9 protein-coding genes are annotated in these 11339 nt (G+C 63.0%); 2 read left to right on the forward strand and 7 right to left on the reverse strand.

All coding sequences use genetic code 11. The annotated features are described in order from the left end of the window. Nucleotides 1-389: 389 nt before the first annotated feature. From VGO12_RS16110 to VGO12_RS16130, 5 genes are all read right to left on the reverse strand, one after another. Nucleotides 390-1232 carry a MurR/RpiR family transcriptional regulator gene (locus VGO12_RS16110; protein WP_327513750.1) on the reverse strand — a complete coding sequence of 281 codons (843 nt, stop codon included), beginning with the start codon at nucleotides 1230-1232 and terminating at the stop codon, nucleotides 390-392. 116 nt (nucleotides 1233-1348) lie between these two features. Further along, complete coding sequence (ppk2, locus tag VGO12_RS16115) at nucleotides 1349-2269, reverse strand: polyphosphate kinase 2 (protein WP_327513751.1); 921 nt, start codon at nucleotides 2267-2269, stop codon at nucleotides 1349-1351. Between the two features lie 116 nt (nucleotides 2270-2385). Further along, nucleotides 2386-3864, reverse strand: a complete 1479-nt coding sequence (locus VGO12_RS16120) for an aldehyde dehydrogenase family protein (RefSeq protein WP_327513752.1) — start codon at nucleotides 3862-3864, stop codon at nucleotides 2386-2388. 90 nt (nucleotides 3865-3954) lie between these two features. After that, nucleotides 3955-5166, reverse strand: a complete 1212-nt coding sequence (locus tag VGO12_RS16125; protein WP_327513753.1) for an MFS transporter — start codon at nucleotides 5164-5166, stop codon at nucleotides 3955-3957. Between the two features lie 243 nt (nucleotides 5167-5409). Next, complete coding sequence (locus tag VGO12_RS16130; RefSeq protein ID WP_327513754.1) at nucleotides 5410-5898, reverse strand: DMT family transporter; 489 nt, start codon at nucleotides 5896-5898, stop codon at nucleotides 5410-5412. Between VGO12_RS16130 and VGO12_RS16135 the strand changes: the two genes are divergently transcribed. Further along, on the forward strand, nucleotides 5791-6909 hold the full coding sequence (locus tag VGO12_RS16135) for a LysR family transcriptional regulator (protein ID WP_327513755.1): 1119 nt from the start codon (nucleotides 5791-5793) through the stop codon (nucleotides 6907-6909). The two genes, VGO12_RS16130 and VGO12_RS16135, sit on opposite strands and share 108 nt — an antisense overlap. Nucleotides 6910-6980: 71 nt before the next feature. On the opposite strand, the gene VGO12_RS16140 is transcribed toward VGO12_RS16135, so the two are convergent. Then, complete coding sequence (locus VGO12_RS16140) at nucleotides 6981-7985, reverse strand: Tim44 domain-containing protein (protein WP_414650733.1); 1005 nt, start codon at nucleotides 7983-7985, stop codon at nucleotides 6981-6983. Nucleotides 7986-8251: 266 nt separating this feature from the next. Continuing rightward, nucleotides 8252-9847, reverse strand: a complete 1596-nt coding sequence (locus tag VGO12_RS16145) for a GMC family oxidoreductase (RefSeq protein ID WP_327513757.1) — start codon at nucleotides 9845-9847, stop codon at nucleotides 8252-8254. Nucleotides 9848-10177: 330 nt separating this feature from the next. Between VGO12_RS16145 and VGO12_RS16150 the strand changes: the two genes are divergently transcribed. Beyond that, nucleotides 10178-11122, forward strand: a complete 945-nt coding sequence (locus VGO12_RS16150) for a LysR family transcriptional regulator (protein WP_327513758.1) — start codon at nucleotides 10178-10180, stop codon at nucleotides 11120-11122. Nucleotides 11123-11339 lie beyond the last annotated feature (217 nt).

An 11339-nucleotide genomic window follows, 5' to 3' on the forward strand; every position in this document is an offset into this window, starting at 1 on the left:
AGGCTGATTCCAACTGTCTGATGACCGGCGATGACCTGCCGGAAGGCACCATATTTTCCGCTGCCATGGTTCGTTCCCCTTTATGGCTTAACAACGTGAAAATGTGAAAACTCAGTTTCATGAAATCTACATCATGAAATCTCAGTTTCATGAAATCTACATCATGAAATCTCAGTTTCATAGAAGATTCTATGATGCGCTGCGGAACGCAACGCTCGTTCGCCGCGCCGCATATGCAATGCAGATTTCATGCCATTCGATGAGAAACTGTGGTTTCTCATTTGTTCTCAGAGCCTTAGGCGCCGGTTGCTCCCGTTCGCCGATGTGAAACCCAGATTTCACGTGCTCAAAAAATATTCCGAAGTTTCAGGCGGATGCCCAGTCGGTGCTCACAATTCCTCAAGCGCATCGTTGATGGCCTCGATGCCGCGCAACCGGTTTCGGCCGGCGGTGCCGGCAATTTCGATGCATCGGGTGGTCAAGAGATGGCAGAGCGCCATCACCGAGACATGGTTGAAGAGGGGGCCCGGTGCCAGCGTCTGGCAGCGGAAATGCCACTCCGCCTGGCTGAGGAACGGTACGCCCTCGTCGGTGATGTAGATGAGCCGTGCGCCTGATTTCTCGAGCTGGCTGAGTATGGGCTCCATCAGGGAGACGCGCCGGCGCAGGCCGAAAAGGATGACGACATCGTCGCCTGCGATGCTGACCAGATGCTCGCCGAGCGTCTGGCCCCCTCCGGGAACGGCCGAGATGTTCTCGATGACCTGGGTCATCTGCCATTGCAGATAGGTGGCGAAGGAGTGGCTGGCGCGAAAGCCGATGACCCAGACCTTGCGGGCGCCAAGGATCGCGGTCGCCGCCGCCGTCACCTGGGTTTCGGAAATGGCGAGGAAGGTCGCCTCGATGTTGGCGACGCCCTGGGCCACATGGGAGGTGAGCGACTGTTCGCCGCCGCTGTCGGTTGCGGTCGCCAGAAACAGGCGCGAGCCCGTCTGCTTGTCGGCGCGGGCGTGGCGGCGCGCCTCCTCGTAGTTGTCGTAGCCGAGGCGCTGGATGAAACGCGATACGGTCGCCTTCGAGACATGCGCCAGCGCCGCCAGTTCCTGGGCCGAGTAGCTCGCGACTTCGCCCGGAAAATCACAGAGGAAGTCGCCGAGCCGCCGCTCGGCCGGATGCAGGTCCGGCAGCACCTGACGGACACGAGTGAGGAAGGAACGTTCTTTCGGACTCATTGCGATTTCCATGAAACTGTCGTTTCACGGCAATCTCTGATGTTCGAAGGGATATTGCAAGCGAGGCGGGCGGGCGCCGTCTCGCATTCAACTGCCGCCAACCGGCCAGATGTCGGTCAGTATTTCGACGGCACGTAGAGCTCCGGCGGCAGCACCTTGCGCTCGTAGTCCGGATTGAAGACGCGCTCAGGCAAGGAGATTTCCTCGTGCGGCACATCCTCGTAGGGGATCTGGGTCAGAAGGTGGTCGATGCAGTTCAGCCGCGCGCGCTTCTTGTCGTTGCCTTCGACGATGTGCCAGGGCGCTTCGGGAATGTTGGTGCGGGCAAACGTCTCTTCCTTGGCCTTGGTGTAGGCCTCCCAGCGCACCCGCGACTGCAGGTCCATGGGCGAGAGTTTCCACTGCTTCAGCGGATCATGGATACGCACAAGGAAGCGCATCTGCTGCTCCTCGTCGGTGATCGAGAACCAGTATTTGACCAGCCTTATGCCCGAGCGCACCAGCATGCGCTCGAATTCCGGTACGTCGTCGAAGAACTGCTCGACCTGGTTTTCGGTGGCAAAGCCCATGACGCGCTCGACGCCGGAGCGGTTGTACCAGGAGCGGTCGAACAGCACGATCTCGCCGCCGGCCGGCAGGTGCGGCACATAGCGCTGGAAATACCATTGGGTCTTTTCGCGGTCGGACGGCGCCGGCAGCGCGGCGACGCGCACGACGCGCGGGTTGAGCCTTTGCGTGATGCGCTTAATGACGCCGCCCTTGCCGGCGGAATCGCGACCCTCGAAGATCACCACCACCTTTTCCTTGTGGTAGACCACCCAGTCCTGCAGCTTGATCAGCTCCGACTGCAGCTTCAGGAGCGTCCGGAAGTAGTCGATCCGCGGGATCGTCGGCGGGTGGCTCTTGCGGTAGATCTTGCGGATCTCTTCCGACAGAGCCGGCTCGGACAGCTCGAGCTCGTAGTCTTCATCGAGCGTGTCGGCCAGTTCCGCTTCGAGCCAGTCCTGCGTTTCGGTGTCGTCGTTCGACCTGTTCATCTGACCCTCCGGATACGATGTGCCCAGCGACAGCTTTTCGCATGCTATCGTTAGTCGGCTTATTTCACAGGTGCATGAAGGGAATTTGACGACAGGTCGACCCAGCCCTTTCGCCACTATCCCTTGAGATACCAGCCCCAGGGCTCGTCCGCATCGAAACTGGTGATCTGCTTGGTCTCGAGATAGTTGGAAAGCCCCCAGCGGCCGAGCTCGCGGCCGATGCCCGATTGCCGGTAACCGCCCCACGGCGCCTCGGTGAAGGTCGGCTGCGAGCAGTTGATCCAGACGATGCCGGCACGAAACGCCCGGGCGACGCGCTCGCAACGGTCCCTGTCGGCCGACATGACGGCAGCCGCCAGCCCGAAACGGCTGTCATTGGCCATGCGGATCGCGTCGGCTTCCTCGCGGAAGGGTTTGACGCAGACGACCGGGCCGAAGATCTCCTCGCGCCAGACGAAGCTGTCCTCGCGCATGTCCGTCAGCACCGTGGGTTCGATGAAATAGCCGGTGTTGAGGCTGGCCGGTCGGCCGCCGCCGGCAGCCACAGTGGCGCCGTCCTGGCGGGCACGGTCGATGGCGCCCATGATCTTGTCGTACTGGCCCCTCGATACGATCGGCCCGAGCAGGGTGCCGTCTTCGAGCCCGCTGCCGATGGTGATCTTCGCCGCCTCCTCGCACAGCCGTTTGACGACGGTCTCGTAGATTTCTTCCTCGACGAGCACGCGCGAGGTCGCCGAGCAGACCTGGCCCTGGTTCCAGAAGATACCGAACATGATCCATTCGATGGCCTTGTCGATATCGCTGTCGGCAAAGACGACGAAGGGCGACTTGCCGCCGAGTTCGAGGCTGACGTTCTTGATGTCCTGGGCGCCGGCCATCATCACCTTGCGACCGGTGACGACAGAGCCGGTGAAGGCGAGCTTGTCGACCAGCGGATGCTCGGTGAGCGGCTGGCCGGCGTCCTGGCCGGTGCCGGTCAGGATGTTGAGCACGCCGGGCGGCAGGTCGACTTCCTCGGCGATCACACCGAGCTCGAGCGCTGTCAGCGGCGTCAACTCCGAAGGCTTCAACACGATGGTGCAGCCGGCGGCCAGTGCCGGGGCCACCTTCCAGGAGACCATCAGCAGCGGGTAGTTCCAGGGCGTGATGGCGCCGACGACGCCGAGCGGCTCGCGCACCGCACGCGCGGTGAAGCGGTTGTCGCCGACCGCGATCGTCTCCTCGGGATTTTCGTCCAGTTCCTCGGCAAGGCCGGCATAGTAGCGAAAACAGCCGGCCGCATCGTCGATGTCCCAGAGCGCCTCCGGCAAGGGCTTGCCGTTGTCGGCCACTTCGAGCCGCGCCAGCGAGTGACGTTTCTCCTCGATCTTCGCGGCGATCGCCCGCAAATAGGCGGCGCGCTCGGTGCCGGAGAGTTTCGGCCAGGGGCCGCTATCGAAGGCGATGCGGGCGGCTTTCGTCGCCCGGTCCACATCTTCATAGGTTGCCGCCGGTGCGCGATGGATGACCTCTTCCGTTGCCGGATCGATGACGTCGAGCGTACCGCCGCGCCGTGGTTTCTCCCATTTGCCGTCGATGAACAACCGATCCTGCATGCCATACCCCTTGAAAAGCCCGGAGCGAGTATGGCCAGTCGAAGTCAAACGCGCCAGCCGCAAGTTGCGGCTGGCGTTGATCTTTTCGGATTAGGTCTCGCCCTGGCGGTCGCCGGTCCGCCATCTCAGGAATGGCAAGACCGGCAACACGGCGCAGGCGCTGGCAAAAAGCCAGAACTGCGAAAGTGTCATCAGGCCGCTCGCATGCAGGGCCCCGGAAAGGATGCCGACAATCAGGAAAACATCCATCAGCGGCAAGGTGAGGGCATAGAGCATCGTCTGACGCTCCAGCGGCAACAAGCGTTGCACAAGCGTGAAATAGGTGGCGAACGCAATCATCTCCGGGATGCCACCGACAATCAGCAGTCCGCTCGCCACCAGGTGGTTGGGCGCGAAGATCAGCGCGAAGGTCGAAAGGCCTTCGAGCAGGCTCGCCACAAGATAGGCGCGAAGCAGCGACTGCGTTTGGGTCAAGGCCCCGGCCAACCGGTGCGAGACGAACGCGCCAATCAGCGCGCCGGCGCCTTGTGCGCCCAGAAGCAGGGTCCACATCTCCGGTCCCTGGTGGAACTGGTCACGATTGAGCCAGATCAGGAACGGCTGCAGCGCACCGAGCGAGACCATGTAGCCGAAGGCGGGGAGGAGCAGAGCCCGGAGCAAGGGGGTTTCGCGAAGGATCGCGACCACTTCCCGTGCGAAGGTCGGACCACCCGAGGGCGCTGGCTTCCGCTGCTTCGGCATGCCGGCTGGTTCAAACATCAGCAGAAAAGCCGCCGCAAGTTGGGCGAACGCCAGTGCCAGCAGCGTTACCGGCATCGAGGTTGAGGCAATAAGGAGCCCCGCCGCTGGCGGCCCAAGGATCTTGGCGAAGCGGTCGATCGCCTGGAAGGCGGTGTTCGCCTCCATGTTGCGGCCGGCTGGAACGACCGCGGAGCGCAACGCCAGCAGCCCTGGTGTCACGACCGCATCTGCGACGCCGATAACGACGACGATCGCCTGGAGCGTCAGCGTATCAGGCGCGAATGCAAGGCCGGGAATGGCGAGCGCGGTCGCCGAGAACGCGCAGAGGATCGGCAGGCGGGGCCCGACCCGTTGCAAGAGGCTGGCGACGAAGGGCGCGAGCAGGATGCCTGGGAGGAGCCGCAAGGCAAGACTGCCCACGAGTTCCGCGCCGGCGCCGAAGCGGGTCGCGACGACGAGGGGTATGGCTGCCACGAGCATCCACGAACTGAAACTATCGACGGCGAGGACAAGGCTGACGCGCCGAAAGGTGGCGCAGCCCCAGAGACTGGAAACGGTCATGATAAGCCCGAGAACAGGCAGCCGATCCGGACCTGCCATCGACGGGCAGGGTCAAACCTGGGATCGGCGCGAACGATCTTTGTTTGCCGCAAAGGCAAACGGTTCCGGGCTTACGGATTGAAGCCCCGCCTTGCGGGGCAAATCAGGCCATCAGATGGGGTTCGATCGACATGGTGCTGCCTACCACGGGATGGCTTGGTGCGACAAGCCGGCGTTACCGGCCCGTCGCCGATCGGCAGAAGCCTAGCGTGTCGTTGCGGCGAGCGCCGGGGAGGCGTTGGCGATCTGGGTGATGACCATTCCGCCGACGATCAGAAGCAGGCCGGCGAGGCGTGCGGCGTTGACCGGCTTGACGGGGAAACCCATCAGGCCGAAGTGGTCGATCAGCATGGAGACGAGCATCTGGCCGGCTATGACGGCAACAATGAAGCTTGCCGCGCCGAGCTTCGGCGCGAGGATCAAGGCAGCGGTAATGTAGATCGCGCCGGCAGCGCCGCCGATCCAGATCCACCACGGGCCCTTGAACGCCACCGCCAGGTTGGGCAACGGCGCCCGCAAGGCGATCAGGACAGGCACGATGAGTGCGAGGCTGACAGCGAGCGAGACGACCGTTGCCGAGAGCGGATGGCCGAGGAGGCGGCCAAGGTTGGCATTGGCGCCGGCCTGGAGGGGGACGACGGCGCCGGCGAAGATCGCCGCGGCAAGCATGAGGAGGGAGGAGAGTGTGGGCATTGTTTTTTCCTTCTTGATTGCCCCAATGTCTCCTATCAATTCAAAGAATGGAAATTCCGATTTATCACGTGCTATATTCACTTCATGAATAATCTCGCTGCCGTCGATCTCAATTTGCTGGTGGTGCTCGATGCGCTTCTGGCCGAGCGCCATGTGTCGCGCGCCGCCATCCGGCTGAACAAGAGCCAACCGGCAGTCAGCCATGCACTCGCCCGCTTGCGGACCCTCTTCGACGACCCGCTGCTTGTGCGGCATGGCGGACAGTTGCAGCCGACGGTGCGGGCGCTGGACCTTGCGCCGCGGCTCGCGGAGGCTCTGGCTCAGATGCGCCAGATGATGGGCGCGCAGGCGTTCGATCCGCTCCGCGAACGCCATGTCTTCCGGTTGGCGATGTCGGACTACGCGGCGCTCGTGCTGCTGCCGCGGTTGATGGCGGTGCTGCGCAGGAAGGCGCCGAATGTCGATCTCGTTGTCAGCCAGGCGAGCCGGGAAGTGATGATGGCACAAGCCGTCGACGGTGAGATCGATCTTGCGCTGGGCGTGTTTCCTGCTCTTGCCGAGGATCTCAGGACATCGCTCCTGTTTGAGGAGGACTTCGCCTGCCTGGCAGACGCCGGGAGCCTGCGCGGGAAAGGGACGATGGATCTTTCGGCCTATCTGGAACGGCCGCATATCCTTGTTGCGCTGCGCGGCGATACCGGCAACGAGATCGACCTGGCGCTGGCCGCCGTCGGTTACAAGCGCCGCATTGCCCTTTCCTTGCCCCATTGGAGCGCGGCACCTGGACTCGTCCCTGGAACCGATCTGGTGCTAACCGTGGCGCGCCGCATTCTGCCGCGCGATGTCGGGGCCGGCGCATTGACCGTGTTCGATCCGCCTTTCGCCATTCCGCCCTTCGCCTTCCGGCAGATCTGGCACCGCCGGCGCGATGCCGACCCAGCCCACCGTTGGCTTCGGGATCTGATCGCCGGCATTCTCGCGCCTTCGGAAGGGGCGCCGGTCAAGATGTGATCCTGAAAATGCAAAGGCCCGGTGCGGACGGAGCCGACCGGGCCTTTGATCTCTGTTCGTCTCGCGTCGCGTCAGTCGTGGCTGACGCCCTGGATCGCCGAGACCTGCCATTCGGCGCCCGGCTTGCGCACGAACGTCCACAGTTCGACGGCTTCCGTCAGGTTGTCCGGATCGCCGCTGATCACCTTGCCGGTGGTGCGGTCGCGCATGACGTCGATGCTCTCGTAGCGCATCGCGACGGTCGCAAATTCGGTTCCGTTTTCCGACCAGGCCTCGGACACGTCGCCCTGGACCAGGTGCACGTCGCGGACATCGTTCTTGACGCCGCTGGTCGCGTTGTCGCTCAGCTCCTCGGCGAGATAGGACATGGCTTCCGGCGTCGTCAGGCGGCGCAGCGTGCCGTAGTCCTCGGCAGCGTAGGCTGCCTGCACGTCCTTCAGCATCGTTTCGAACTGTTCGAGGTCGGACTGCTCGATGCCGATCTCATCGGCCGGGCCGTCGGTGACGGGCGCCTGCACCGGAGCCGCCACGGGGCGGGCGGTTGCCTGTGCACCCTGCTGGCCACCGCCGATGCTCGGGATCTTGAACGACGGCATGCCGTTCGAGGGCGACTGGCCCGACGAGCGTTCGGACGGGCCGGCATAGGCCGTCTGCTGACGGTTGCGGTTAAAGAAACGCATCGCGAGCATGATCAGGCCGCCGATCAGAAGCATCTGCACGATCAGGCCGAGGAAGCCGGCAGCGCCGCCGAAGCCGCCGCCCATCAGCATGCCGATCAGGCCGCCGACCATCAGGCCGCCGAGCAGCGAACCGCCAAAGCCGCTGAAGAAGCCCGGGCGGGCGTTCGGCTGGGCGGCGTTCGGACGCGCCTGGCCGGCTGCCGGAGTGGTGGCGGCTGGGCCTGCGTCCTGGCGCGGCGTCATCGAACGGTCGATCGGCGCGGCGCTCGTCGGTGCGGTGTTGGTGGTCGCCGGCTGCGAGAAGGTGCGGGTGCCGCGGCTGCCGAAGCCACCGCCCGAACGCCGCGCTTCGGCAACGTCCAAAACGGTCAGTGCGACGACCATGCCGATCGCCATCATTGCCAGAGTTCGTCCAAAACGCCCAAATCGCTGCATTGCCATCATAACCCCTAATCTTGCTTGGGCTCGAAAGATGAGCCATCAGGGCCTGATATAGGGGCTCAATGCCTGAGATTTAAGCTTTTCGCGTCGCTTTTCGGCCAGTTTACCGTTATCCGCCCACGCCGGCGTGCCCGAATCCGGCGTGGAATCAGCATCTTCGATGTCAACAGACGTTGGCGTTTCCGAACGCAAAACCGTTGCACTCTTTTGCGGAAAATGCCCTAGCGATTGGCGGCCAGGATCATGCGCGCCGCCTTTTCGGCGATCATGATCGTCGGCGAATTGGTGTTGCCGGAGGTGATCGTCGGCATGATCGAGGCGTCGGCGATGCGCAATCCCGTGAGCCCCCGCAACCGCAGTTCCGGATCGACGACGCTGTCGGGATCCGACCCCATGCGGCAGGTGCCGACGGGGTGGAAGATCGTCGTGCCGATATCGCCGGCCGCACGCTTCAGGTCGTCCTCGCTCTCATAGGAGGGACCAGGCTTGAACTCGACCGGGTTGAAACGGGCAAAGGATGGTTGCCGGACGATCTGGCGTGTCAGGCGAATGGCGCTGACGGCGACGTTGCGGTCGGCTTCCGATGTCAGGTAGCGCGGACGGATGTCCGGAGCCGCGGCAAAGTCCGGCCCTTTGAGATGAACCGAACCGCGGCTTTCGGGCCGCAGATTGCAGACGCTCGCGGTGATCGCCGGGAAGGAGTGAACAGGCTCGCCGAACTTGTCGAGCGACACCGGCTGGACATGATACTGCAGGTCGGGCGTCTCTTTCTCGGGGCCCGAGCGGGTGAAGATGCCGAGCTGGCTCGGCGCCATCGCCATCGGCCCGGAGCGTTTCAAGAGGTATTCGAGCCCGATCGACGCCTTGCCGAAAAGCGAGTTGGCTTTTTCATTGAGCGTCGGCACGCCCGAGACCTTGTAGGCCATGCGCAGTTGCAGGTGATCCTGCAGGTTCTCGCCGACGTTTGCGCGCTCGTGGCGAACCTCGATGCCGTTTTTCTGCAGCACGTCGCTGCGGCCGATGCCGGAGAGTTCGAGGATCTGCGGCGAGCCGATGGCGCCAGCGGAAAGCACCGTCTCGCAGGTCGCCCGGGCGCGTTTGACCAGGCCGTCGTGCTGGAACTCGACGCCGGCGATGCGGTCACCCTCGATGATCAGCTTGCGCACATGCGCCTTGGTCAAAACCGTCAGGTTGCCGCGCTTCTGTGCCGGGCGGAGGAAGGCCTTGGCGGTGTTCCAGCGGATGCCGGACCGCTGGTTGACGTCGAAATAGCCGGACCCTTCATTGCTGCCGCGGTTGAAGTCGGGTGTCTCGGGAATGCCGGCCTCGGTCGCCGCCTTCTGGAAGGCATCAAGCACGTCCCAGCGCACGCGCGCCTTTTCCACTCGCCATTCGCCGCCGGCGCCATGCATCTCGTTGGCGCCGCGATAATGGTCTTCCGATTTCTTGAACAGCGGCAGCACGTCGTCCCAGCCCCAGCCGCTACAGCCGAGCTGGCGCCAATGGTCGTAATCCTCAGCCTGGCCGCGCATGTAGATCATGCCGTTGATCGACGAGCAGCCGCCGAGCACCTTGCCGCGGGGGTAGCCGAGCGCGCGGCCGTTGAGGCCCTCTTCGGCCGCCGTGGTAAAGCACCAGTCGGTGCGCGGGTTGTTGATGCAGTAGAGATAGCCGACCGGGATGTGGATCCAGTGGTAATTGTCGCGGCCCCCGGCTTCGAGCAGCAGCACGCGATGCTTCGGGTTTTCGGATAGCCGGTTGGCAAGCACGCAGCCGGCGCTCCCGGCACCAACGACGATGTAGTCGAACGTGTCCATGGTTTTCTCTCAATGTCCGGGGGCGGCGCGATTGTCAGGCACGGCGTCGACGCATTGATCCGTGCGCCGGATCGCAATCGGTTTCTTTCTCATCAGTTCCTCCCAGAGCCCCGAACCGCTGCAAAACGAATGGAAAAATGCCGCCAGGCGTCGGCGCACCTTTCGGGCGCGCGCCATACCATTGTTTGGTTCTGTTCATATTTGGCCAGACATGCTCCTCATGTGTAGGCCACGGCGATTACAATCCGGAAAAAATCTCTTGGACGCAAGCGTTGTCGACCCTAAATTGCAAAACAGGATCTGTTCATTTTCGAACAGATGGGAGTGGCGATGAATCCGAATTTCACCTGGGACGACCTGCAGTTCTTTCTGGCGGTCGCCCGCACCGGGCAATTGTCGACCGCGGCGCGACGCTTGAGGACCAGCCACGCCACAGTATCGCGGCGCATCGACCGGCTGGAGTTCGCTCTCAAGGTGAAGCTGTTCGAGCGCAATCCGCGCGGCTACGTCTTGACCGGCATGGGACAGCGTTTCGTCGAAACCGCCGAGCGGATCGAGCGCGAGACCGAACAGCTGCAGCTCGACATCAATGATGGCCTGACGGCGCAGCGCGGCGTGGTGCGGCTGAGCACGCTCGAAGGCTTCGGTAATTTCTTCCTGGCGGATCGGCTGGCGGAGTTTGCGGAAAACTACCCGAACGTGTCGCTGGAACTGCTGGCGATCCAGCAGATCATGTCGTTGTCGCGCAAGGAAGCCGATATCCAGATTGCGCTGACGGCGCCGAAGGCCGGGCCCTATCATTCCGAGGTGCTGACGCCCTATACGCTGCATGTCTATGGCGCGCGCAGATATCTCGGGAAACATCCGCCGATCACCGGACGCAACGACCTCGCCGCCCATCGCTTCGTCGGTTACATCGAGGACATGATCTTCGCGCCGGGGCTCGACTATCTCGGAGAACTGCAGCCGGGCCTGCACGCGCATTTCCAGAGCTCGAGCATCCTGACACAGTTAAAGGCCGTGCGTCAGGGGCTGGGTCTCTGTGTGTTGCCGTACTTCATCGCGCAGCAGGAAGAGGATCTTGAGATCGTGCTTCCCGAAGAGATCGAGCTCAAGCGCACCTACTGGCTGGTTTGCCACCGGGATCTGGTTGCGGTGCCACGAGTGAGGGCTGTGCGCGAGTTCCTGATGCGGATCGCTCGGGAACACCGGGCGGAATTTACCCGTGAAACTCTGCCGACGATGACCGGCGTGCGGCGCGTTTCAAAACCGTAGCCCGTGCCGGGAGAGGCCAGAATGGCTCCCGCTCAGGCCAAACGGTGATTTGCGCCGCGAACACAGGCTGTTTTGACTCCTCCAAATCTGTGGAGTTTATCAACAGTCGAAAACATTGAGTAAAATCAGTTGGTTGTCGATTTTTGACAGTTTTTTGAATTTGCATGTTGACGTATCTGAGGTGTGGGGTCTATAAGCCCGATCACTGACGAGGGCG

Source organism: Ensifer sp. (assembly GCF_035999135.1).
Taxonomy (GTDB): domain Bacteria; phylum Pseudomonadota; class Alphaproteobacteria; order Rhizobiales; family Rhizobiaceae; genus Ensifer.

Excerpts from the sequence above, each read along its gene's own strand:
- VGO12_RS16145 (WP_327513757.1), bottom strand. The coding sequence starts at position 9,847 with ATGGACACGTTCGACTACATCGTCGTTGGTGCCGGGAGCGCCGGCTGC.
- VGO12_RS16125 (WP_327513753.1), bottom strand. The coding sequence starts at position 5,166 with ATGACCGTTTCCAGTCTCTGGGGCTGCGCCACCTTTCGGCGCGTCAGC.
- VGO12_RS16135 (WP_327513755.1), top strand. The coding sequence starts at position 5,791 with ATGGCCGAGGAGGCGGCCAAGGTTGGCATTGGCGCCGGCCTGGAGGGG.
- ppk2 (WP_327513751.1), bottom strand. The coding sequence starts at position 2,269 with ATGAACAGGTCGAACGACGACACCGAAACGCAGGACTGGCTCGAAGCG.
- VGO12_RS16110 (WP_327513750.1), bottom strand. The coding sequence starts at position 1,232 with ATGAGTCCGAAAGAACGTTCCTTCCTCACTCGTGTCCGTCAGGTGCTG.
- VGO12_RS16150 (WP_327513758.1), top strand. The coding sequence starts at position 10,178 with ATGAATCCGAATTTCACCTGGGACGACCTGCAGTTCTTTCTGGCGGTC.
- VGO12_RS16120 (WP_327513752.1), bottom strand. The coding sequence starts at position 3,864 with ATGCAGGATCGGTTGTTCATCGACGGCAAATGGGAGAAACCACGGCGC.
- VGO12_RS16130 (WP_327513754.1), bottom strand. The coding sequence starts at position 5,898 with ATGCCCACACTCTCCTCCCTCCTCATGCTTGCCGCGGCGATCTTCGCC.
- VGO12_RS16140 (WP_414650733.1), bottom strand. The coding sequence starts at position 7,985 with ATGGCGATCGGCATGGTCGTCGCACTGACCGTTTTGGACGTTGCCGAA.